Raw genomic sequence first — 25044 nt, forward strand, 5'->3', positions numbered from 1 at the left:
TCAGATTTAGTTATGGGGTTAATTATTGAGGAAACTTTTTTTCGTCTTCAAATAAATCAAGTGATAACCGAAGACCAATTTCAAATAAATAAATTTTTCGGATTGGAACGTCGATGCGCCAAATATTATTGTTGAATTGAAAGTTATATTTTGCGTAAACTCCAAACCAGTTCTGAAAATCTTTTATTTTAAAATCGAATCGTATGACAGGTGCTATTCCCCATATCGTATTTTTATTAAATTGTTCATAATAATTGGTCGCACCATTTAATACTTGATTTAAGGATGTGATGGAGTCTTTAAATTCGAAAGATATTTTATCATTCGCTAGAAAAAAATTGAAACCAATAGATAATATTTTCCGCTCTTGTTTTATTAGTAAGTCACGATTATAACCTATGCTGGCCATGCTTCGCATATAATCAATTCTCAATGTGTTTAAGGTGTTTTTAACTACATTATTAGCATCATGAAAACCTACCGAAATTGTTATGCCATTTCCGGAAAATTTAACTTCACTATTGATATGAAAATTGGATCCATTACTTTTTATTTTTTCAAACGAATAAGTATTGGTCAGGTCAATTAAATTTTCGAATCCTTTAAAATTAGAATAACCTGATGAAATTCCGAAATTAGAATGAATATTGTAATCCTGAGCAAAAGTTGAAATTGAAGAACAGCAAACAAATAAGAAAATGGAGCTAAATATTTTTTTAGCGTGCTTATTTCCGTGTTGAGTTCTCATTAAAAAATTAAAATCTAAGATTTACTAACCGGTCTTGCCTCTAAACTTTTACCAATATACTTTTGATAATAGGTCCAATTCTCAATCACTTCTGTCATTGTTTGGCTATCACCATCCTCAGTCATACGCATAATGTTTTCGGTAGACAAATCGTTAGGATGTTTAGAGCCTGTTGCAGATAATAATTCTAAGAAAGCATGCACGGTATTTTTATGATAATTAAAAGCGCGCACATATTTATCGTTCACATTCAAACCTTTCATTAAACGTTTGTCTTGAGTCGCCACACCAACGGGACAGGTATTGGTATTACATAATTGCGCATGAATACATCCTATTGATAACATCATTGATCGAGCAGACTGTGTTAAATCAGCGCCCATTGCCATTGCTTTAAGTATACCAAAACCGTTGAATACTTTTCCAGAAGCAATGATCTTAACTTTCTGACGAATACCGTGTTTAATTAAAAGTTTATTGGCAATTACCAATCCTACATAAAGCGGCATACCTACAAAGTTGGCGAATTCTAGTGGTGCCGCACCTGTTCCCCCTTCAGAACCATCTATAGAGATAAAGTCAGGATAAATTTCAGTAGTTGCCATGGCTTTGCAGATGTCTTCAAATTCTTCGGCTTTACCAATACATAATTTAAATCCTACAGGTTTGCCGCCAGATAATTCACGCAGTTCAGAAATGAATTTAATCAAGCCCATGGGGCCATCAAAAGCGCTATGCCCAGCAGGAGATAATACTGTAATACCAGGTTTTACACCTCTAATTCTACCAATTTCTTCGGTATTTTTTACGCCAGGTAAAACACCGCCATGTCCAGGTTTTGCTCCTTGAGACAATTTAAGTTCTATCATTTTAACTTCAGGTCGTGTGGCATTTTCAGTAAAACGTTCTGCTGAAAAACTTCCGTCTTCGTTTCGACATCCAAAATATCCGGTACCAACTTGCCAAACTAAATCACCTCCTTGTAAATGATAAGGTGCTATTCCACCTTCGCCTGTATTTTGATAAAATCCGCCCATGTTAGCACCTTTATTTAAGGCCATTACGGCATTTTTTGATAAAGAGCCAAAACTCATGGCTGAGATATTATAAATTGAAGCAGAGTATGGTTTCTTGCAGTCCGCACCACCAATCATTACTCTTGGCTCTAATTCTAATAATGGAGCTGGGTATAAGGATTGGGTGATGAACTCGTAACCTTCACTATAAACGTTTTCTTCTGTACCAAATGGATGTGTTGCACCTAAATTCTTTGAGCGTTCATAAATGATGGCTCTTTTGTTCTTATTGATAGGTGCACCATCTGTTCTTCTCTCAACAAAGTACTGCTGAATTTCTGGTGAGATAGATTCTAAGATATATCTCAAATTTCCAATCACAGGAAAGTTCTTTCTGATGGCGTGTTTTGTTTGAAAAGCGTCCCAAGTTCCAATAACAATCAATGGCGCAAATAATATAAACCACAAAAAGTAATTAGGGTTGATATAAATTCCCGCTAAACAAATTGCTGCTGTAATAATAAAAGCAGTTACAAAGAAGATGGTACGTACCATAAGGTTTAAGTTTTAGGATGATTATCTTGTCCTGGGAGATGAACAACGCGTTGAGGGTAAGGAATTGTGATTCCATTTGCCCTTAATTCTTTTTCTATATCAAAGCGAATATCACTTTTTAATCTTTCAATAAATAAATTTTGATGCGCCCAAAAAACCAAATCCATTTCAAGTCCACTATTACCGAACTTTAACAATCGTACGAATGGTCTTTTAGATTTATATACATTGGGATGTTTCAATGCTGCATCAACTAAAATTTCTTTAACTTTATCGACATCAACACCAAAATTAAAGGTGATTTCAATAGAAAAACGATTAATATGATTGCCTAAGCTCCAGTTGATAACACTTTCGTGTGTCAGTTTAGAATTTGGGATGACTAAAACCTTATCGTTCCGCGTCAATACTTTTGATGTTCTTAAATTAATCTGTGTGACCTTTGCTATAAAATTACCCTCTTCAATATTAAGCGATTCAATTTCTATTACATCTCCAACCTTTACCGTTCCTTCAAAAAGAATAAGTAGTCCCGAAAAATAATCCCGAAAAATTGTTTGCAGTCCCAATGCAACACCGACCAATAAGAAGGTGGTTGCACCAATGAATAATGCTAGATCGATTCCGAAACTTCGCAATAAAACAATGATTGCAATGCCGTAAATAAGGTACTTTGCCAACTGTAAATAAACATACTCGGTACCTGAATCATATTTATCGTTATTCCGAACGGTTTTTAGCAGATATATTTTCAAGAAATTGAGTAATACTCTTGCTAAAAAGAAGATAACAATGAAAACAAAAATATGGTACACCGCAATGTGGAATGATTTAACACGAACAAATTCGAAACCAAGAATCATGCTTGGGTCGAAGTTTGGGTTTTTGATAGATAATGAAAGAAAGGCCAGGTAGAATGCAATGAGATAAATGATTTGTTTGGTTAATCGCCATACAGCAATCTCTTTGCCTTCAATTTTTAATTGTTTCTCTGTGAGATGTAATGCTTTGAAATACCGCTTAATATATTTAATAAAAATTTTAGTTGCTAAATAGATTAACAAGACTAAAATGATGTGGATAGGCATGAATTTAAAGCTATCCGTAGAAATTATTGGCCAGGTGAAAATAGAAGTAATACTGTCAATCATATTTAAATAATTGTGCGTCCCAATTTATCTAGTAAAAGTAATTTAACTTTATCTAATTTACTATGTTCAATCATTAAATCCATGATTTGATCAATATTTTCTTGTGTATCAACTTCGTTCAGTCGATTTATTTCACTTTGAATGGCTTTAATTCGAGTGATAACGACAGCCTGTTTAAAGGCGTAAATAGTCTCTAAAACAGCTCTGTCAAGATTGTCAATTTCTGTATTGATGCGAACTTTTAATGTTGACCAATTCGCGCTAATTTCATATTTCGGCGCGACCAGGTCGGCTGCTACACTACTAATATCACTGTTTTCATGGCGTGTAAATCGCTCAGAATTGTAAAGTATTCCTTCCGCTAATCCTGCGCAATATTCGTTATAAATCGCATTAAAGGTTTCGTTTTCGAAAGACATTTCATCTTTATTGATTTCATGTGTAATCAATTCTACGACAGATACTTCAACCGCAGTTTCTTTTTCTTTACCATTTTCATCCACTTCAATTGATGTGGTTCGAACAGAATAAACAGCATAATTGAGCAGAATGCGAATTACATCCAATTCATAATAATAAAGAAAATCATCTTTTGGCTTAACAGTTGTTGTTGGTTGCGCATCGAGATACTCGGGCGGAATCATTGCCTCAAGTGGAATTTCGTCTGCACTTAAACTTACTACTGGTTTATTCGTTTTTTGAGTGGCGTTGTCGGGCGTTCTTTGACTGGGATATGAACGTTGCGCATTTTGACTGTTTTTCTGACGAGATTTATTGACTTCGTTGGTTATCGTTTGCTCTTCAAAATCAAATATCTTGGTACACTCTTTAATGTAAATTTGTCGCTTAATTGCATCCTCAATTACCGCAATTGAATTAACAATATCATTGATTAATTGTGCCTTTTTTAAAGGGTCATTTCCTGCGTCGGCGAGTAAAACATCCGATTTAAAGACGATAAAATCTTTTGCATTCGTTTCTATATAGGTCTTAAGCTCCTCTGTGGTTGATTTTTTAGCGAATGAATCAGGATCGTCACCATCTGGAAACAAAACTACTTTCACATTCATCCCTTCAGAAAGAATCATATCAATACCTCTAAACGAAGCACGAATTCCAGCAGCGTCACCATCGTAAAGAATGGTTACATTGTCTGAATACCGTTTAATCAATTTAATCTGATCGACTGTTAATGATGTACCTGAAGAAGCTACGACATTTTCAACACCAGATTGATGCATTGAAATTACATCCGTATAACCCTCAACCAAATAACAGTTGTCGTATTTTATAATGGCATTTTTGGCGAAAAATAAACCGTATAAAATTTTACTCTTATTGTACAATTCGCTTTCAGGAGAATTGAAATATTTGGCAATTTTTTTGTCAGACTTTAACGTTCTTCCTCCAAAACCTAATACTTTACCAGCAATACTATGAATGGGGAACATCACCCGACCTCTAAAAAAATCGAATTTTCTGGTGTCTTTGACTTTTGTTAAACCAGATTTTTCTAGATAGTTTAACTTGTAATTTTTAGCAAGGGCGGCCGATGTAAAGCCGTCAGATTGATCTAAACAATAGCCCAGTTGAAATTTTTCAATAATATCTTCCCGAAAACCTCTTTCTAAAAAATAGGATAAACCAATGGCTTTACCTTGTTCGTTTTTTAAAAGATTATAATGAAAATGATCTTTGGCAAATTCGTTGATAATGCTGAGATTTTCTCGAATAGAGTAATTCTCAATTTCTTGAGGCGTTCTTTCTCTGTCCTCTTTAATCTCAATATTATATTTGTTAGCGAGCCATTTTAATGCCTCAACATAACTATAATGTTCTGCCTCCATTAAAAAGGAAACAACATTCCCTCCCTTACCACTACTAAAACATTTCCATATTTGTTTCGCGGGTGATACCATAAATGATGGCGTACGCTCATCTACAAAAGGGCTTTTCCCTTTGAAATTAGAACCCGATTTTTTGAGTGGGACGAAATCCGCAATCACTTCTTCAACCCGGGCGGTCTGAAATATTTCATCTATAGTAGACTTAGGTATCATTCAATACAAAGTTAATTAAAACTGTAGGTTTTGATCGCGTTCAAGTTAAAAAGAGTGATTATTTGTTTTCTAATAATACTTACACTCAAAAATTCACATTTTGTTATTTTATTAATATGCGAGACAACCATTTAAATCCTATTTTGTACTAGAATAGAACTAATACAATTGAAATGAAAAAATTATACTTTTTAAGCTTATTAATTTTTGCAGGGAGTATCTCCTTTGCACAATGTGATTTGTCAACTTCGTTTACGTACGAAATTGAGGATGGCACAATTAATTTTACGAATACATCGACTGGCGTCCCTGCAGATCCGGAGTTTTTATGGATAATTGCAGAAGTTGAATATGATATTGAAAATCCATCTGTTGATTTTGACGATGCTTACCTTCATCCAGGCGTTTATTTTGAAATTACTGGATTAGTTGATGGGGAAAGATGTTATGATTCTACTTGGCTTTATATCGAAGAACTAGTAGATTCATGTGATATCAATACGAATTTTACATGGATATTTGAAGATGGAAGATATTATTTTACAAATACTTCAACAGGTGAAGATGGTGAATCGGTTTATTCATGGTCTGTAGACGGTATTGATTGGTCGGATGATGAAAACCCTTCATTAGGTGAAGGTGATATACTTGACGGAAGTGAAGTTTGTTTAGAGATTACAGATGATGTTTCAGGTTGTCATGATGTTTACTGTTTCTCTTTTGTTATTGAAGAGGATTCTTGTGTAATTGACGCCAACTTTACATGGGTATTAGATGGAGATACTTATTATTTTACGAACACATCTATCGGTGAGGGAGATGTGCCAACGTACCAATGGTTGCTAGATTGGGAAGAATGGTCTGATGATGAGAATTCAACTTTAAGTGCTGATGATTTAGTGGGCGGAGGAATAGTTTGCCTTGTTGTTTCAAATGAATTAGAAGATTGTGAACAAACTTTTTGCTATACTTTCGAAGCTGCTCCATGCGAACTATTAACTAGCTTTTCTTACGAAGTAATAGGCGATAGTTTCTACTTTACCAATACGTCAACAGGTGAAGGTGCGGGTTCTGTTTATTCTTGGACTTATGATGGTGTTGAATTCTCAGCTGATGAAAATTCGTCAATGTTAACAGATGGTGTTCCAGATAGTAGTTTTGTTTGTTTTGAAATTTATGATTCAATTACGGATTGTCGCAGCATGTCATGTATTGATATTCATTCGGACGAATTTGACGACTGTGGAATGATTGTAGATTTTACAATGGACGTAGAAGCTGATAGAATTTATTTTGTTGCAGAAGTAACTGACGGGCCAAGTGGCGCAGAATACGAGTGGTTTGATGATGGTGTATTGATTGCTGAGGTTGCAAGTCCTGACTTTGCAATTGGAGATATTGAAGTAGATAGTGAAATATGTTTGCGTGTGACAGATGGTTTTGGCATGTGTAGCGAAACAGATTGTGATATCTTTTTAGGAGCAGGAGATTTGAATATTGAAAATGTAGAGTTGAACAACTTTACTTTATATCCAAATCCAGCGAACAACCAAATCAATATTCAATTTGCTGAAAACACATTAACACAAGGTCAAGTGCAAGTTTATAATAGTATTGGCGAGCTAATCATTCAACAAACAATTAACAGCGGTAATGCGATTGAAACAATTGCTGTGAGTGATTTATCAGAAGGATTCTATATTGTGAAAATTACAGATATGAATTCGGGTTATTCGAATCAAAAACGATTTGTAAAGCAATAGAAACATTAAATAATTATTAATTAGAAGGCGGACATTGTTCGCCTTCTTTTTTTATACACTATTTTTGCAGAAATAAATTGGATTGACGAAAACCGAAAATATCGTAGCGGTTGCCAAAGCTATAACTCCTTTTTTACCAGTTGCAACGGTAGATTATATTGCAAAGTTCATTGTAGAACATGATGTTCACTTTACAATTGCAAAAAAGCGTAAAACTAAATTAGGAGATTATCGACAGCCTTTTAGAGGTAGTTCGCATAAGATTTCAGTAAATGGAAATTTAAATAAATATGCTTTTTTGGTAACTACAGTGCATGAGATGGCACATTTAACCACTTTTGTTAAATTTGGGAATCGTGTGATGCCGCATGGGCAAGAATGGAAAGCAGAATTTAAATTGTGTTTCGACCCCGTTTTTGAATTGAATATTTTGCCGGAGGATGTTGAGATGGCTTTGCAAAAATATTTACGGAATGCCAAAGCATCTTCGTGTGCGGACGAACCACTTTATAGAGTGTTAAGGCGTTATGATAAAAAAACAAAACTATTGGTTGAACATTTAGCGTTTGGTGCAACTTTCCAACTAAACGGAAAAATTTTCGTTAAAGGTAAAAAGTTAAGAAAGAGATACGAATGCAAAGAATTTAATACCTCAAGAATGTATCGGGTATTAGGTCTTGCAGAAATTGATAATATAATTGAACATGAGTAATAATTTTGCAATAATAATGGCAGGTGGAATCGGAAGTCGATTCTGGCCAATGAGTCAAGAAACACATCCTAAACAATTTTTAGATGTTTTAGGAATCGGTAAAACTTTGATTCAAATGACTTACGAACGATTAACTAAAATCGTTCCAGACAATCAAATTTACGTTGTAACGAATGAGATGTATGCTGACCTAGTAAAGAGTCAAATTCCTTTAAGTGACGCGCAGATTTTAACGGAGCCAATGCGTAAAAATACGGCTGCGTGTATTGCTTATGCATCTCATAAAATATATGATATTAATCCTGATGCTAATTTAATTGTTGCCCCTTCCGATCACTTGATTTTACAAGAAGAACGTTTTTATGAAATCGTAAAAGTGGCGCTTGAAAAGGCAAATTCAGGTGATAGCTTAGTAACATTAGGAATTAAACCTTCACGTCCTGATACAGGATACGGCTATATTCAATTCGAAGATGGTGGTGATATTTTGATGGGTGAGGTGAGAAAAGTAAAACAGTTCACTGAAAAACCGAATAGAGAATTGGCCGAATTATTCGTTAAAAGTGGTGACTATTACTGGAACTCAGGAATATTTATTTGGAAAGCAAAAACAATTATTGAATCGTTAAATAAGTTTAAGCCAAGCTTAAATCAATTGTTTGCGACCAAGGGGAATGATTATAATACACCACAAGAGCAAACATTTATCAATAAAGCTTTTACGGATTGTGAAGATATTTCTATTGACTTTGCTGTATTAGAAAACGCAAAAAATGTTCATGTTGTATTGGCAAACTTTGGTTGGTCTGATTTGGGTACATGGGGATCGTTAGACACGCATTTAGATCATGACGTTGAAGGGAACGCGGTGATAGGAGATAAAGTGCATATGTTTGAAAGCGAAAACTGTATTGTAAACCTTCCAAACGGTAAAATGGCAGTACTACAAGGTTTAACAGATTATATTATTGTTGAAGCACATGACATTTTAATGGTTGTGAAAAAAGACCACGAGCAAAGAATTAAAAGTTATTTAGGCGAAGTGAAAAAGAAGGATCCTGATTACTTTAAGAAGAAATAGGTAGATTATAGTTTTTCTATTTTAATAAGGTCGTAATTTTTCTCTGTAGCCTTCGTACCTTTTGCGGTGTTAAAACTTCATCCTTTTCTTTTGTTTTCCCCTTTCCACTCAACCAAGTCCTGAAGGGACGACATACAATAGCGAAGGAAGGATTCCTTCGATAATTAAGTTGCCATAAGAAAGTTTAAAACCCCGCAGGGGTGACATCATATTTTTGAAAAAGTATTTGAAATATGGAAGAAAATATAGAGGTGATTAAAAATTTTATCTTTCATCCATCCTCTTTTATCTCTTCGCGTTAGGGATAGTAGTGGATATCCTTTTTGTTTTCCTGATACTAGTCTTTACCAACGGTTAGAATTTTGTTCACAGGGCACTGAGGGCGTCGGCAAAAACAGCTCAATTAAAACGAGAATGATAATCGACGTGGACTCGAAGTGCCATTAAGTTAGAATTTTGTTCACAAGGCACTGAGGGCGTCGGCAAAAACAGCTAAATTAAAACGAGAATGATAATCGACGTGGACTCGAAGTGCCATTAAGTTAGAATTTTGTTCACAAGGCACTGAGGGCGTCGGCAAAAACAGCTAAATTAAAACGAGAATGATAATCGACGTGGACTCGAAGTGCCATGAAGTTAGCATTGTCTATAACAAAAAGATAAGAACGAATAGCCCGACCCCAATACCTATCCAAAGTATTGGGTAGGTATTGGGGTAACGCCCAAAATTTCTAATTTCTATTTATGTAAAACTATCGACTGTAAAAAAGCCTAGTCAATCCAAAATAAATATGGCATTCTAGCTTGAATGGTGCTTTGAGATCCTAGACCTTTTAGTTCATTATAGATAGACATTAATTGTTGATTGATATTGCTGTGCGCTGCAATCGTTTCGTCTTGTTCTTCTAACATTTCAAGGAATTCGAAAAACTTGTTTTGCTCTTGATTAGGAATGTATTTTAAACGAATGTCTTCAGTAGCAATACCCGCTCTTTTAGCCGCGTCTGCAATAGCAGTATTGATTCCACCGAAAGCATCAACTAAACCGATTTCAATTGCGTCTTTACCAGCCCAAACACGACCTTGACCAATGCTGTCAACATTTGCTTTTGTCATTCCTCTACCTGATGCAACCTTACTGATGAAATCGTCATAAATATCGTCAACACCGCCTTGAATTAATGACAATTCGTATGCATCTAATTTTTTATTTAAAGATAAGATACTGTGTTGATTTGTTTGAACACGATCAAAAGTAACACCTAATTTATTTTTGAATAAATCACCTGTATAAGGTATGATTCCGAATACACCAATTGAACCAGTTATGGTATTTGGCTGTGCATAAATAGTATCTGCAGCACATGCGATATAATAACCGCCTGAAGCAGCTACATCACCCATTGAAACAATTACAGGTTTAACCTCTTTTGTTTTGACAACTTCACGCCAAATAATATCACTTGCTAAAGCACTTCCGCCTGGTGAATTAATTCGAAGAACAACAGCTTTAATTAATGTATCCATTCTAGCTTCTCTTATTTGATTCGCTAAACGGGTTCCGCCAATTTCACCTACCGTACCTTCGCCATCCACAATACTTCCTTCTGCGAATATTAATGCAATATTTGTTTTGTCTAAAATGCCTAAAACACGTGCTTCATGTGTTTTTTTCATTGCGTACTTATGGAATGGTAATAGCGCCAATTCTTTATCGCTATCAACCTTTGCTTTGGTTGATAATAAGTCTAATATTTCGTCATAATACTTAACACCATCAGCCATTTTATAATCGACAGCATCACCAGATTTACGAATGAATACACTATCTGCAATTTCATTTAATCGATCAACTGAAAGGTTTCTTGATTTACCGATTGAAACGAGCATCTCGTTCCATAAGGCATCCATGTATTTTTGTGTTTGTAATCTGTTTTCATCACTCATTTTATCGTAAATAAGTGGTTCGATGGCACTTTTAAATTTATTGTTTGATCCACGAATGATTTGCATTTCAACATCTAATTTTTCTAAAGCACCTTTTAAGAAAACCAATTCAGAGCCTAATCCTAAGAACTCTAACATGCCACTTGGGAATACGTGTAATTCGTCTGCTACGGTTGCTAAATAATATGCTTTAGCGGTATAGTTCTCGTGATAAGCGACAACGAATTTACCATCCGACTTGAAATCTTCTAAAGCATCGCGAATTTCTTTCACGGTTGCCATTCCAGCATTTAAACCATCAACATTTAAGAAAATTCCCGCAATTTTATCGTCAGTTTTTGCGATTTTAATTCCTTCTAGGATTTCATTTAATCCAAACTTTTTTGTTAATTGAAAACTTGTTTGGTCGAATCCTGCATAAGTGAAATCACCAATTTGACCATCTAAAGTCATGTGCAAAACAGTTTTATCCTCAACAGCTAATTTAGGTGCTTCTAACATGCTGCTAAAGCCCGCAACAATACTGCTTAATATTAAAAAGAAAAGGCCTATTACTACAATTCCAGCAACGATACTTGCGATTAAACTTGCCCAAAAGGTTTTCCAAAATGTCATATTCATATACTATAGTTTGAAGTAAATTTAAAAAGGAATTGCAAATTTAGTGGAATTAATATTTATAAGGGAAATTAACAAGTACAAACGGTTAAAAATCACATGAATTTGTTCTAAGTGGATGTAGAACGTTAAGAATTTGGTCTTTTTCTATTGGGATTGTTTACATTTGTTTTGAATCTTATGAAAAAACGAATCATTGTTTCGGTTACGAACGATATTTTTACAGACCAACGTGTCCGTAAAATATGTGAATTTTTAGTTTCTCAGGACTATGATGTAACGCTTGTTGGACGGAAATTAAAATTGAGTAATGACTTGCCCGAGTATGGTTTTAAAACGGTTCGTTTTAAGTTGCCATTCACCAAAGGTGCTTTATTTTACGCCACCTATAATTTACGTTTGTTTTTATTCTTATTATTGAATAAAGCAGATGTGTTATTGGCAAACGATTTGGATACTTTATATGCTAACCATTGGGCGCGTAAATTCAAAAAGAACTGTAGGTTAGTTTATGATTCGCACGAATATTTTACTGGTGTTCCTGAATTAGTGGCGCGACCAAAAGTTCAGAAGATTTGGTTAAAAATTGAAAAAAGAACATTGCCGAAAGTTGATGCGATGTATACTGTCAATCGATCTATTGCTGAGTTGTATCAAAAAGAATATGGGATTAAAGTAAAAGTGGTTCGAAATATTTCTGACTTTGTTTATCCTAAGTTTTTAAAAACAAAGGAAGAATTGAGCCTGCCGACGGATAAGAAAATTGTGATTATGCAAGGTGCTGGAATTAATATTCAAAGAGGCGCTGAAGAATTAGTGAAAGCGATTCAATTGGTAGATAATGCCGTGTTAATTTTTGTGGGTGATGGTGATGTTATTCTTCAATTAAAAAGAAAAGTATCAGAAGAAAACCTGTTCGATAAAGTGATGTTCTTTGGGAAGCGTTCTTATCAAGATTTAATGAATTTCACCATCTTATCTGATGTTGGTGTGTCCATGGATAAAGATACGAATGTGAACTATCGATACTCTTTGCCCAATAAGATCTTTGATTTTATTCATGCAGGCATTCCTTTGCTTGTTTCGAATTTGAAGGAAGTGAAGAATATCGTTAAGAAATTTCAGGTTGGTTTAATCTGTCCCAATCATGAAATAGAGGAGATTGCCAAACATTTAGACTTGCTATTAAATGATGAGAAATTACGTGAAAAATGTATAGCAAACACCAAAATTGCTGCAAAACAGCTGACTTGGGAAGGGGAATGTAAGGTCTTAAAAACGATATTTTGAGTTCAGCAAAACATATACATTTAGTGGCTTTTGATGTTCCTTTTCCGCCGAGATATGGTGGAATTATTGATGTGTTTTATAAGATTAAAAAATTACATCAACACGGTGTCAAAATCACATTGCATGCATTTTATTACGAGGGACACAATCAGCCAACAGAAAGGTTAGAGGAGTTCTGTGTCAAAGTTTACTATTATAAACGAAAGAAAAAACTGACTAAGGTTCTTTTTAATAAGCTCCCGTTCATCGTTTCAAGTAGACAGAATAAGAACCTTTTAAAGAATTTATTAAAAGACGATTCACCGATTCTCTTTGAAGGATTGCATACTTGTTATTATTTGAATGATCTTGCTTTAGCAAAGAGAAAGAAAATAGTTCGTGCCCACAATATTGAACATGATTATTATAATGGTTTAGCCCAATGGGAAGATAGTATATTCAAAAAAATATATTTAAAGATTGAAGCGAAGCGATTAAAAAGATTCGAAAGAATTTTGCGTTTTGCGAATGTGATTTTGCCGATAGCAAAAATGGATGTTTCACATTTTAGTCAATATACCGAAGTTGAATATATCGGTCCGTTTTATAATGGAGATGATCCAATTCCACCGGATATTAATAAAGTGAAGGATCAGATTCTTTTTCATGGAAATTTATCAGTAAAGGAGAATGAATTCGCGGCGAATTATATGCTGAATGAAATTGTTCCTCGAATTAATTACAGATTCATTATTGCGGGTTATCAGCCAAGTGAATTATTAGCAGAAACGATTGAAAACATTCCCAATGTAGTTTTGATTGAATCGCCGAAAACTTCACAGCTCGATAAATTAATATGCGAATCACAGATAAATTTATTGCTTACGTTTCAGCAAACAGGGGTTAAATTGAAGTTATTGCACGCGTTGGCCAAAGGGGGACATGTGATTATCAATGATAAGATGGATGACGATCACATATTTGAGAATATTTGTTCGGTGAACAATACTACCCAAGGAATCGTGGATAAAATAAATGAATTAATAAATATTGAATTCACAACGGATGATCAACAACACCGAAATGAATTATTGGATGCATATTTCAACTGTGAAACAAATGCACTGAAGATTATTGATTTGATTTAAATTTATTCGAAGCTAACCTGTTTAAACGGATCAAATTCGTTCATAGGATTCAATTCTTTTACGGTTTCATTTTCTACACGAATAGTACGCGCAGGGAATTGCTCCATAATCGTAATATCATGAGTCGCCATTAAAACAGAAGTACCTTCTTTTGCAATTGCTAATAAAACAGAAATAATTTCTTTAGATGTTTCAGGGTCTAGATTTCCTGTTGGCTCATCTGCTAAAATAAATTCTGGTTTGTTGACTAGTGAGCGTGCAATAGATACACGTTGTTGTTCTCCTCCAGATAATTGTTGCGTCATTTTATGTCCTTTATGATCAAGACCGACTAAACTTAATACTTCGTGTGCTCTGGCTTGAATCGCTTTTTTGTCTTTCCATCCTGTCGATTTCATTACAAAAATTAGATTCTCAACTACATTTCTGTCAGACAATAATTGAAAGTCTTGAAAAACAATACCCAATTTTCTTCGCAAATACGGAATGTCTTTTCTTCGGATCTTTTGCATGTCAAAATCGGAAATCATTCCAGTGCCGCTTGACAATTTAATTTCACCGTAAAGCGTTTTTAATAAACTACTTTTTCCAGAACCAGTTCTTCCTATTAAGTAAACAAACTCTCCTTTTTCAAGATGCAGATTCACATTTTTTAAAACAATATCACCTCCTTGACGGATTTCACCTTCTTTAATCCAAAATATACTGTTTTTGATTTCCATATGTCAACTGCTTATTTTACAATTCAAAAGTAATAAAGTATCAGCGATTAAACTAATTCACAATTGTATTTAGCCAATGCAATAATCTTAACAGATCCCCGTTTATAACTTTTAAGAATATCAATTCAAACCACACTCATTCACAGTATTTTTACAAGTTTAATTGCACAAGCTAAAGTTTTAATCTTGCTTACAAGGTTTAAATTATGTTTTGAAATTGTTATAAAAGACTATGTTAAGAGCCGTTTCCGTCATACTAATTTGCCTAAGCATTTCCGCTTTTTCTCAATCGACTGAGAAATACAAGTCGGATTATGAGCGCTTTTATAAGGCCGAAGATTTGTATGAAAAAGGTAAATTTAGTGCCGCTGAAAAGGAATTCAACCTTTTCATCAAAGAGTACAATGAAGCGAATGATCCATTGTTCATTAAAGCCAATTATTACGCAGCATTAAGTGCGTTAAAATTGTACCATGGAGATGCTGAAATATTACTTTTAACTTTCCTTAAAAATTATCCTGAATCAATTTATCAAGAACAAGTTTACCTTGAATTAGGTCGTTTTTATTATCGCAAAAAGAAGTTTGACAAAACGATTGAATGGTTGCTAAAAATCGACCCGTACAATCTTGTTAAAGATTATAGAGACGAGTATTATTTTAAGTTAGGCTATGCTTATTTTAGAGAAGATCAATTAAAGAATGCGAGAGATGCATTTTTTGAAATTGTTCATTCTCCTAGTCCATATCAATCGCCTGCTTTATATTATTATTCGCATATCGCTTATACAGAAAAGAGTTATGAAACTGCATTAGAAGGATTTAGAAATCTGGAAAATGATCCTAACTTCAGTGAAACAGTACCTTATTATATTGCGCAGATATACTATTTGCAAGGTAAATATGATAAATTACTTGAGTATGCACCAACGATTCTTGATTCGTCTGATGCTAAAAATGCTAACCAAATGTCACACTTAATTGGTGACGCTTTTTATAAGGTTGGTAAGTATGACGAAGCGGTGCCGTTTTTAGAAGAGTACAACCGTAAAAGTGAGACAACAAGAGATGAGGATTATCAATTAGGTTACGCTTATTATAAAAGTGGAATTTATGACAAAGCGATTCGTACTTTCAGTAAAGTATCTTCTATTGAGGATGAGCTGGGTCAAATTGCACATTACCATATTGGTGAATGTTATTTGCAACAAGAGAATTATTTATATGCACGAAGCGCATTCGAAAAGGCGTCAACTTTGCCTTTTGATAAAGCGGTAGAAGAAGATGCTTTATATAATTATGCCGTACTTTCTTATAAATTAGATTTTAACCCATTTGATGAAGCTGTTGAAGCACTGAATTTGTATCTAACGCGGTATCCTAATTCTAAGAGAAATCAAGATGTTTACCAGTTTTTGGTGAACGTTTATACGACCATGAAAAATTATAAGTCTGCTATCGAATCAATCGATCGGATTAAGGATAAGGATTTTAAAATGAAAAATGCTTACCAAATAATGGCTTATAATTATGGGGTTGAGCTTTTTCAGAATGGAGAGAATGATCAGAGTATCGATAATTTTAAATTGGTAAAACGTTATCCAATTGATCCTAAATTGAATGCCTTAAGTTATTATTGGATCGCAGAAGCTTATTTTAAAATGACTGCTTATGAAGATGCAATTACTTGGTATAAAAGCTTTATTGCTGAGCCTGGCAGTTATGGTTTGAATCAACACAATGATGCGTATTACAATATTGCTTACTGTTATTTTAAACAAGGTAAATATGATTTAGCGATTCAGTCTTTCAGAACATTTACGCAGGACACAAAAGAAGTGCATAAAGAAAAAATCACAGATGCTTACTTACGTATCGGCGATGCTTATTTTGTCAAGCCAAAAGTAGATGGTAATAATGATGATGATAATGCCATTCTGTATTATAATAAGGCTATTGAAACAGGAGGTGGGCAATTGGATTATGCAAAATACCAAGTTGGTTTAACGTATGGTTTCAAAGGGAATTATGTAGCTAAAGCAAAATCTATGTTGGATATTGTGAATAATTACAATAAATCAACATTTGCAATTCCAGCACTTTTTGAAGCGGGTGAGTCTTATCGATTAATGAACAATAGTGATGATTCAGATCATTATGCGAAAGCAAAAAAGTATTATAACCAATTGATTAAAGATCATCCGAATCACGCAAAGGTTGTAGATGCCATTTTTCAAATCGGAATGTTATCATTCATTTCAAAGGACTATGCGGCAGCTGAAGCACAATTCTTAAAAATTATTAATGAATACGACAATAAGGAGAAAGAGAAAGAGGCATTAAGTCGTCTTGAGGATATCTATACAGCTACAAATAAGCCTCAAAAGTATCTTGATTTATTAGATAAGATTGGGGTTGTTTACAATAAGAGTTATGAAGATTCTATCACTTACGAATCAGCTTACCGATCGTATGAAGATTCATTGTTCTCAGATGCTGCGGCTTCGTTTAAAGTGTATTTAAAAAACTTTAGTCCACCACAAAACGAATTGAACGCATTGTATTATATGGCTGTATCTTACCAAAAAACAGGTAATGAGGTTGAAGCAATCTTAGCATACAAATCAATCCTTTCAAAATCGACAAATAAATATACTGAACGAGCTGCGAATATCGCTTCCGAACATGAATACAATCAAAGGAATTATCAATTGGCTATAGAGTACTATCAGAAATTAGCTAAAGTTGCAACTTATCCAGAGAATAGGTTAAAAGCACAAATCGGATTGATGAGGTGTTTTACTTTTGAAAACGAGTTAAGCGCTGCAAGAGAGTATGCCAAACTTGTTCTGAAAGATCCGTTAGCGCTTGATGTTGCAATTACAGAAGCACATTATGTGATTGGTAAAGCTGAACTTGAACTCAATAATTATGATTTGGCATTAAAAGAATTCCGAATTGTAACAAAAACTACTGTGAGCATGATTGGTGCTGAATCTCAATACAATATTGCCTTTATTTTTAACCAACAAGAGGAATACAAAAAGTCAGAGGATGAGGTGAGATTGTTGATGAAAAATTATACTGGTTACGACTATTGGTTGGCAAAAGGCTTAATTATTCAAGCTAAAAACTCAATAGGTTTGGATGATTTTGTAACAGCTGAGTATACATTGAATAGCGTGTTAAGTGGCTATAGTAATAAAACTGATGGAATTTTAGAAGAAGCAAATGTTGTGATGAGAGAAGTGTTGGCGATTAAAAATCAAGGCAAGGATATCCAACCGCAGAATAATAACACAATTGAAATAGGAGATGGTAATGATTAAGATAAAGAAACATATAGTACTTGTGCTCCTGTTGGCTTTTTCAGGATTGTCTTTCGGACAGGAAGATGTGCTTATTATCGCTCCAGCGGATAGACCAATATCTCCGTCGTACAGAATTACTGAAAGACCAGGAATTATTGATACAATTATTCCAATACCAGACATTAGTTATCCGCTTTTATCGCGGAATATGAAAACCGAAATCACATTAGAGCAAATTGAACCTACAAGTGTTGCTTTAAGAGATAAATTAAGTAAGCTTTATCCAGGTTACGTTCGTTTAGGACTTGGTAATTACATTAGTCCTTTAGGTGATTTGTATTATAATTCAGTAAGAAATAGAAGAATGTCTTACGGTATTCATGCGAATCATAATTCGTCTTTTGGAAAAATAAAAGATTATGCGCCAAGTTCTTTTGACCATACAAAAGCAAAATTATTTGGAGATTTCTTTACACCTCGTTATTTGATCGAATCTGAAATTGATTATATCAACAACGGATACCATTTTTATGGCATTAAAGATTCGACTGATAGCATTGAGAAGGATTCGTTAAGAAATAGAGTGCAGGGAATTAAAGGAGGGTTTAGATTCTCGAATTTCACGAAAAAGGATAGTGCGATTTTGTTGTATACGATCAAGACAGAGTACATGTATTTCCATGAATTCAATCAAGATTCAATCAACGAAGGCCGCAATGCAAGGAATAGTAATTTTGCTATCGGAACAGAATTGAAATATAAATTGAACAAAAATTTATATGCGCTTGATTTTGAATTCAGACAAAACAATTACAAGTTTGCTGAAGATGATCCTTTATTGCCTTATGATTTAAGACATAATGATAATAATGTCCTTATCAATTTAAAACCGACAATTTCAACTTATGGTAAAAATTGGAAAGTATTGGTCGGGTTAGATTTAAATTTCGATTTACCAAGCACACAACAATTTAAAGTGGTGCCTATTGTTGAAGCTAAATACAGTCTACTCAATAATATGTTTATACCATATATTGGTGTTGGTGGTGGCGTAAAACAAAATAGCTTTTATACATTGAATAGAACAAATGAATTTATGGTTTCGAGTTTCGAGCTAATGAATACCAAAGAGTTTAAAGTTTATGGTGGAATAAAAGGAACAATAGCGAAGGAAGTTTCTTTTGACCTTCAATTACATTCAACAACATTTACTGATTTACCACTATTTGTTAATGATACAATTTGGTCGGATAAATACAAATTCCAAGTCGTATATGACAAGGTATCTGCTTTAGGTGTAACGGCAAGTATCGCGTACCAATTAACAGAAAAGCTTAAAATTGATGCGATTGGAAAGTATAATAAGTATGTTGCAGCAAACGAATTATATGCATGGAATTTACCAATGTTCGATTTAAAATTAAGAGGAGCTTATAATCTTTATGATAAGATTTATGTCAAAGCAGACATGACTTTTTTAGGCGGTCGTAAAAGTCCAAATGGCTTGTTTATCGCTGAAGACAATACAGAGAAATACGATTTAGGGTTCGTTGCAGACATCAATTTGCAAGGAGAATATAGATATAATCAGCGTATTTCTGTTTTTGTCCAGTTGAACAATGTAGCAGCTCAAAAATATTATCGATGGAATATGTATCAAGTACAAGGATTCCAGGTTTTAGGTGGATTAACATTTGCTTTTTAGAAGCTTAATAATTGGACTGGTATTTGCATCGATTAAAATAGTTCGTAATTTAACTGAACTTAATTTTATCTTTTAATGAGCGTAAAGCGAATCTTCTTATTTCTTTTCTGCTTGTCGATCTTTCAATTGGCATTTGGACAATCACATCAATTTATTGCTAAAGATTCAATTATCGGTAAATACGATTTGTTCTCAGTCGATAATTTAGGTCGAACAAATCTTTGCAGAAACGATATCATCATTCAATTGGATAAGACAAAGGATACATTGTATGCTGCATCATTAAAAACGATGCGTCCAAGTCAAATGGAAAGTGTTAAAACTTTCCGGACATTGGTGTTTGATAAAGACCGAGGCGTTATTAGTTTCTTAGATAATACGCTTACCGATATAAATGGCGAAATCGATTTAATGCAGCTTGACATTCTGCAACCCATCTTGGCGTGTGAATCATACTTAGGGAATAGTTTTTGGGTCTTAGATGCAGCGCAAAGAAATTTATTGAAATTGAATTCGAAATTGGTGATTCAAACCCGAACAGAAAACCTTTATCAGGTGTTTGATTATGAAAATCCACCTACACAAATGCTTGAGTATAATGATTTCCTATATATCTTAATTCCGGACGAGGGTGTTGCTATTTTCGATGTGTTTGGAACCTTTATCAAACTTTATAAAACTAAAGCTACAAGTATTGGTGTTTATGATCGTTATCTTTTATTGCAAACAGGGAATAAAATTGAAGCAATAGCCAACAAAACCTTCAAGAGTACTGATCTAATTTATACCATTCCAAAAGGGGTAAAACAATTTTATTTCACCCATGACAAAATCTATTTATTGAAGCAGAAAAGTTTATTAATCGGGCAATTCAATCAATAATAATATCACGAATCCTATTGCAAATTATAAGAAGAGAATAGCAAATAATAAGAATAACCTTATAAAGCTTATCTTTGCCAACCATTTTATAGTAGATTGCTTATATTTGTGTCGACTCAGCCAATAATTATGTGATTAATTAAGGGCGGATTATTAGAGATTAAATGAAAAAATACATTAGATTTTTTACGAGTAAATTATTTTGGTTCAATATCGTTGCCATTTTATTGGTGTGGATTGCGATCGTTTTTATTGAAAGTCGTTACTTAAAAAGTTCTACCAATTTTGGTGAGCAAATAGAGGTGCCAACTTTTTATAAAATCCATATGGATGATTTGGATGAGTTTATAAAAGGAAAAAACATTACTTTTAACATTCAAGATTCTGTTTATTTAGATGAGTGGCCAAAGGGAACTGTTTGTTGGCAATATCCGCGTCCTACAGATTCAAGTGGAATGCATGTAAAATCAGATAGGGTTATCCAGTTGTCTATTGTACCGTTAAATCCACAGATGATTAAAATTCCTAAAGTGGAAGAGATGTCTAAACGGATGGCTGAAACAACATTGAATTCGAAAGGGATAAATACTAAAGTTAGCTATAAACCAAGTGCTGTTGGCCCAGGGTATGTATTGGAGCAATTGTACAAAGGAAAAAGGATTGCACCGGGAACCTCAATACCAAAGGGTAGTCGTATAGAAATCGTGGTGTCTCAAGGTGGTACAGGTGACTCAACGCCATTACCTAATTTAGTAGGACTTACAATAAATGAAGCAAGAGAGCGTTTATCTACGCTAACATTATCAATTTATTTTGAGTGTTCTAACTGTTTAAATAGTGCCGATTCAACCAACGCTATAATTACACGTCAAAACCCTGGTGGTGGCGAAGGTGTGAATGTTGCGGCAGGTACTACTGTTACAGTTTGGGCTGAGAAATAACAATTGAAATAAATTACTTTAAATGACTAAATTATTCCGCATTGTTTTTTGCTTAATCGGCTTTTCTGCTTATTCGCAAGAGTATGTAGCTCCCTTAAAATACAATCAAGAAATTTTAAATATTCAACCAGCAGCATTTACTATTGGGGCGAATATTGATAGCTTAGTAATATTTAATATCGATACGATTGAGCTTCCTTTAGTTGACGATTTTTCTGTTAATCGTTTTGAAAAATATGAACCTGTGTATGAAGGTCCAGGTGTAAGTAGTGTATTGTATCATCATTTAATGGATGAAGACGAAATAACACCCTTACCGCCGGATGCTATTTATTGTGATTCAAATCATGCCCATACAAGGGTGATTAATATTGTAGGGGAAGAAGTTACGGTAGATACAGTTTATAATTTTATTAGTGAATCTATTTTTGTAAATGATTTATTCGAATTTCCTGTTGTTGGTCAACTAAGAGAATTGTATGACGAATGTTATATTCTAATTGACACTATTATAGATGGTGTTCCAGATGTGGCAAAAGATACGGTTTGGTATAATGAGGCTCCTGGACCAGCTTTTTGTCAAGATAGTGCAAGGGTTTTTACGGCTGATTTAGATAATGCAGAAAATTTTTGGCAGGATAATGATGCATATCATAATTATACTTATGCGTATAATCCGTGGTCATTAGGTGTTGTAACTTTTGATGGCGTTGATAAAGATGGCTGGCCTTATGATATTGGTGATTATGATTCTTACGGTATAGCTGATGTGCTTACTTCTAAGCCTATTAATTTATTAGGACAGACAGATGTTTATTTAACGTTTATTTATCAAGCGAAAGGTTTTGGAGATGCTCCTGAGCCTGAAGATTCGTTGCTGTTAGAATTTTGGAGTACAACGGAAGAGAAGTGGATTTCTCCTACGGAATGGGAGGGTGGATTACCTGAATTTATTTCAGAAAACACTTGGGATACCGCACATGTATTTATTCGACCGGGTTTGTTGACGAATGGTTTTAAATTCAGATTCAAAAATTATGCATCCCTTTCAGGTTCTTTAGATCATTGGCATATTGATTATGTGAGTTTAAAGGCCGATCGAGTTTCTGAAGCTGAAGATTTTAGTGATTTGGCAATTTCATATCCTGTAAATTCATTGTTAAAGGATTATACTTCTGTTCCTTGGGATCATTATAAAAACACAATAGGGAGTGAGAAAATGTTAGAAAAAGCAGGGTTAGATGTTTATAATTCTGATGCAACCAATACTATCTTTGCGCCTGGGAAGTACAGTGTCAAATATGAAGGTGTTTTGCAAGGAGGCAGTCCTTTTAATATTGTGAATACTGGCATTCCAGAACCGAATTATATCGTTGGAATCAATAATTGTTTATTCAATGTCGCTTCTGAATATTCTTATGATCAAGGTCTTGGTGGAGATCGTGCTAGTTTTGATGTGCAGGTAAATATTGCTTCAGCAGTTGCTGGTGAGAACGTAATTCGTGAAAATGATACCACTAGCTTTACGCAACGTTTTTCAAATTATTACGCTTATGATGACGGTTCTGCCGAGGCTGCTTACGGTGTGTTGGATAATAATACGCAATTGGCTTATAAGTTTGAAGCTTATGAGGCGGGTTTGTTAACAGGTTTGCTAATGCATTTCGTTCCTACCATTGACGATCTGAGCGGTGAGATATTTCTCTTAACTGTTTGGGCAGATGACGGTGGTGAACCAGGAGAAATTATTTATCAAGACGATTTTTTCAATACGCATTCACCCGAGTATAGCGGAGCTCCAAATGGGTATAAATATTATACTTTTACAGACGATGTATATCTACCAGTTGATAAAATATTTTACGTAGGTTGGGAAAACATAGATGAGAAGAACTTGCATATTGGTTTAGATTGGAATAATAAAAATGCTGATAAAATATTCTGGAGTGCCGATGGCGACAATTGGCTGAATAGTCTTTTTGATGCTTCATTGATGATTCGACCAGTATTCTCAACAGCACTTGATTATACCTTGTCAAATGCGGATAATGCCCCGGTAAGAGAAGTGATCAATATTTATCCAAACCCATCAAATGCATACATCAATATAGATGGAATTACAGAACCTTTTGATGTGCAGCTTTATGATTTATCAGGAAGACTTGTGTTAACGGCAGAGAATGAGAATCAAATTAATATAGCAGATTTTAACAATGGTGTGTACTTGGTGCAAATCAGAAATAGTTTTGACGAGATAATTCAGACAACAAAACTCATTAAAAATTAGTATGAGTAAAGAAGATATAGAAGATAATATTGAATCAGTTGAGGATCAGCAGACGGAAGACATGTTCGAGCATCACCATGTCATTGCTGATGTAGGTCAAGACGCTGTAAGGATTGACAAATTCTTAATGGATAGATTGGCTAATGTTTCGCGAAATAGGCTGCAAAACATTGCGAAAGCAGGTTCGTTAATTGTTAATGGAAATCCTGTAAAATCGAATTATAAAGTACGTGCAAAAGACGATATTTCTGTCGTTTTACCCTATCCAGTTCGGGAAATTAAATTAGTCGCTGAAGATATTCCAATTGATATAGTTTACGAAGATGATGCTTTGGTTATCGTGAATAAACCAGCAAATATGGTTGTTCATCCCGGTTTTGGAAATTATTCTGGAACTTTGCTAAATGCTATTGTGTATCACTTCGAAGGATTGCCTCAACGAGAGGATTATTTTGGTCGACCAGGACTGGTTCATAGAATTGATAAACATACCACAGGAATTTTGGTTGTTGCGAAAACTGAATTGGCGCTAACGCACTTAGCTAAACAGTTTTATGATCGCACAAGTGAGCGAAAGTATTATGCTTTGGTTTGGGGCGATGTTGTGGAGGATGAAGGAACAATTACAGGGCATATTGGGCGTTCTAAAAAGAATAGAAAAGTGTTCCAAGTATACGAAGAGGATGAAGGTTTTGGTAAAGATGCTACAACCCATTATAAGGTGGTTGAACGTTTCAGATACGTGACACTAGTAGAATGTAAGCTAGAGACTGGTCGTACACACCAAATTCGTGTGCATTTTAAACATATTGGTCATCCACTGTTTCACGATTTAGAATATGGTGGAGATCGCATATTAAAAGGTACAACATTTGCTAAGTATCAGCAATTTATAAATAATTGTTTTAAGTTAATACCAGGTCAAGCATTACATGCAAAAACTTTAGGATTGACGCATCCTACAACCGGAGAAAGGCTCTTTTTTGATTCGGAATTACCAACTGGTTTTACGCAACTTCTTGAGAAGTGGAGAAATTACACGAAGATCAATTAATTGAATAAAAACTGTTCTTTGGTACAATTATTCAGTAATTTGTGTGCTTATATTAAAATAATTTCTTTATTTTCG

Annotated in this window: 17 protein-coding genes; 11 read left to right on the top strand and 6 right to left on the bottom strand. The window is 34.3% G+C overall.

Going from position 1 to position 25044, the window contains the following annotated elements; translation table 11 throughout:
• Positions 1 to 22: 22 nt before the first annotated feature.
• The 4 genes from T367_RS0105270 to dnaG are packed head-to-tail and all read right to left on the bottom strand — an operon-like array spanning position 23 to position 5530.
• Entirely contained in the window at positions 23 to 748 is a 726-nt protein-coding gene (locus T367_RS0105270; protein WP_027418905.1) for a hypothetical protein, read from the bottom strand.
• A gap of 14 nt (positions 749 to 762) precedes the next feature.
• A complete protein-coding gene (locus tag T367_RS21490; protein ID WP_051568368.1) occupies positions 763 to 2319 on the bottom strand; it encodes an FMN-binding glutamate synthase family protein in 1557 nt (518 codons plus the stop codon).
• 5 nt (positions 2320 to 2324) lie between these two features.
• A complete protein-coding gene (locus tag T367_RS23700) occupies positions 2325 to 3470 on the bottom strand; it encodes a mechanosensitive ion channel family protein (protein ID WP_051568369.1) in 1146 nt (381 codons plus the stop codon).
• Between the two features lie 2 nt (positions 3471 to 3472).
• Positions 3473 to 5530: a DNA primase gene (dnaG, locus tag T367_RS0105285; RefSeq protein WP_027418906.1), complete on the bottom strand. Its 2058-nt coding sequence runs from the start codon at positions 5528 to 5530 to the stop codon at positions 3473 to 3475.
• A gap of 173 nt (positions 5531 to 5703) precedes the next feature.
• On the opposite strand from dnaG, the gene T367_RS0105290 reads away from it, so the two are divergent.
• From T367_RS0105290 to T367_RS0105300, 3 genes are all read left to right on the top strand, one after another.
• Entirely contained in the window at positions 5704 to 7293 is a 1590-nt protein-coding gene (locus T367_RS0105290; RefSeq protein ID WP_027418907.1) for a T9SS type A sorting domain-containing protein, read from the top strand.
• Between the two features lie 82 nt (positions 7294 to 7375).
• Complete coding sequence (locus T367_RS0105295; protein WP_051568370.1) at positions 7376 to 8005, top strand: SprT-like domain-containing protein; 630 nt, start codon at positions 7376 to 7378, stop codon at positions 8003 to 8005.
• Complete coding sequence (locus T367_RS0105300; protein ID WP_211252685.1) at positions 7998 to 9086, top strand: mannose-1-phosphate guanylyltransferase; 1089 nt, start codon at positions 7998 to 8000, stop codon at positions 9084 to 9086. The genes T367_RS0105295 and T367_RS0105300 overlap by 8 nt, the downstream gene beginning before the upstream one ends.
• 771 nt (positions 9087 to 9857) lie before the next feature.
• Here the strand turns inward: T367_RS0105300 and sppA are convergent.
• Positions 9858 to 11654 (bottom strand): signal peptide peptidase SppA, encoded by a 1797-nt coding sequence (gene sppA, locus T367_RS0105305; protein ID WP_051568371.1) that lies wholly within the window; start codon positions 11652 to 11654, stop codon positions 9858 to 9860.
• 177 nt (positions 11655 to 11831) lie between these two features.
• Between sppA and T367_RS0105310 the strand changes: the two genes are divergently transcribed.
• Positions 11832 to 12941 (top strand): glycosyltransferase, encoded by a 1110-nt coding sequence (locus tag T367_RS0105310; protein ID WP_035842633.1) that lies wholly within the window; start codon positions 11832 to 11834, stop codon positions 12939 to 12941.
• A complete protein-coding gene (locus T367_RS21500; protein WP_157454132.1) occupies positions 12938 to 14068 on the top strand; it encodes a glycosyltransferase in 1131 nt (376 codons plus the stop codon). Before T367_RS0105310 ends, T367_RS21500 begins: the two co-directional genes overlap by 4 nt.
• Before the next feature lie 2 nt (positions 14069 to 14070).
• Here T367_RS21500 and T367_RS0105320 read toward each other — a convergent pair whose 3' ends face one another.
• Positions 14071 to 14790, bottom strand: a complete 720-nt coding sequence (locus tag T367_RS0105320; RefSeq protein WP_035842636.1) for a cell division ATP-binding protein FtsE — start codon at positions 14788 to 14790, stop codon at positions 14071 to 14073.
• 232 nt (positions 14791 to 15022) lie between these two features.
• Between T367_RS0105320 and T367_RS0105325 the strand changes: the two genes are divergently transcribed.
• The 6 genes from T367_RS0105325 to T367_RS0105350 all read left to right on the top strand — a co-directional run bounded on the left by T367_RS0105325 (position 15023) and on the right by T367_RS0105350 (position 24969).
• Complete coding sequence (locus tag T367_RS0105325) at positions 15023 to 18118, top strand: tetratricopeptide repeat protein (protein WP_027418913.1); 3096 nt, start codon at positions 15023 to 15025, stop codon at positions 18116 to 18118.
• Entirely contained in the window at positions 18111 to 19805 is a 1695-nt protein-coding gene (locus T367_RS0105330; protein WP_027418914.1) for a TonB-dependent receptor, read from the top strand. Before T367_RS0105325 ends, T367_RS0105330 begins: the two co-directional genes overlap by 8 nt.
• A 75-nt stretch (positions 19806 to 19880) precedes the next feature.
• Complete coding sequence (locus T367_RS0105335) at positions 19881 to 20687, top strand: hypothetical protein (protein ID WP_157454133.1); 807 nt, start codon at positions 19881 to 19883, stop codon at positions 20685 to 20687.
• A gap of 164 nt (positions 20688 to 20851) precedes the next feature.
• Positions 20852 to 21628: a PASTA domain-containing protein gene (locus T367_RS0105340; RefSeq protein ID WP_027418916.1), complete on the top strand. Its 777-nt coding sequence runs from the start codon at positions 20852 to 20854 to the stop codon at positions 21626 to 21628.
• Positions 21629 to 21650: 22 nt separating this feature from the next.
• Positions 21651 to 23915, top strand: coding sequence for a T9SS type A sorting domain-containing protein (locus tag T367_RS0105345; RefSeq protein ID WP_027418917.1), 2265 nt, complete (start codon positions 21651 to 21653; stop codon positions 23913 to 23915).
• Position 23916: 1 nt separating this feature from the next.
• A complete protein-coding gene (locus T367_RS0105350) occupies positions 23917 to 24969 on the top strand; it encodes an RluA family pseudouridine synthase (RefSeq protein WP_035842640.1) in 1053 nt (350 codons plus the stop codon).
• The last annotated feature ends 75 nt before the right edge of the window (positions 24970 to 25044 follow it).

Origin of the sequence: Crocinitomix catalasitica ATCC 23190 (assembly GCF_000621625.1) — a bacterium.
Taxonomy (GTDB): Bacteria; Bacteroidota; Bacteroidia; order Flavobacteriales_D; family Crocinitomicaceae; genus Crocinitomix; species Crocinitomix catalasitica.

Coding starts and splice junctions, on each gene's coding strand:
- T367_RS0105270 (WP_027418905.1), bottom strand. CDS start 748: ATGAGAACTCAACACGGAAATAAGCACGCTAAAAAAATATTTAGCTCC.
- T367_RS21490 (WP_051568368.1), bottom strand. CDS start 2,319: ATGGTACGTACCATCTTCTTTGTAACTGCTTTTATTATTACAGCAGCA.
- T367_RS23700 (WP_051568369.1), bottom strand. CDS start 3,470: ATGATTGACAGTATTACTTCTATTTTCACCTGGCCAATAATTTCTACG.
- dnaG (WP_027418906.1), bottom strand. CDS start 5,530: ATGATACCTAAGTCTACTATAGATGAAATATTTCAGACCGCCCGGGTT.
- T367_RS0105290 (WP_027418907.1), top strand. CDS start 5,704: ATGAAAAAATTATACTTTTTAAGCTTATTAATTTTTGCAGGGAGTATC.
- T367_RS0105300 (WP_211252685.1), top strand. CDS start 7,998: ATGAGTAATAATTTTGCAATAATAATGGCAGGTGGAATCGGAAGTCGA.
- sppA (WP_051568371.1), bottom strand. CDS start 11,654: ATGAATATGACATTTTGGAAAACCTTTTGGGCAAGTTTAATCGCAAGT.
- T367_RS0105310 (WP_035842633.1), top strand. CDS start 11,832: ATGAAAAAACGAATCATTGTTTCGGTTACGAACGATATTTTTACAGAC.
- T367_RS0105320 (WP_035842636.1), bottom strand. CDS start 14,790: ATGGAAATCAAAAACAGTATATTTTGGATTAAAGAAGGTGAAATCCGT.
- T367_RS0105325 (WP_027418913.1), top strand. CDS start 15,023: ATGTTAAGAGCCGTTTCCGTCATACTAATTTGCCTAAGCATTTCCGCT.
- T367_RS0105330 (WP_027418914.1), top strand. CDS start 18,111: ATGATTAAGATAAAGAAACATATAGTACTTGTGCTCCTGTTGGCTTTT.
- T367_RS0105335 (WP_157454133.1), top strand. CDS start 19,881: ATGAGCGTAAAGCGAATCTTCTTATTTCTTTTCTGCTTGTCGATCTTT.
- T367_RS0105340 (WP_027418916.1), top strand. CDS start 20,852: ATGAAAAAATACATTAGATTTTTTACGAGTAAATTATTTTGGTTCAAT.
- T367_RS0105345 (WP_027418917.1), top strand. CDS start 21,651: ATGACTAAATTATTCCGCATTGTTTTTTGCTTAATCGGCTTTTCTGCT.
- T367_RS0105350 (WP_035842640.1), top strand. CDS start 23,917: ATGAGTAAAGAAGATATAGAAGATAATATTGAATCAGTTGAGGATCAG.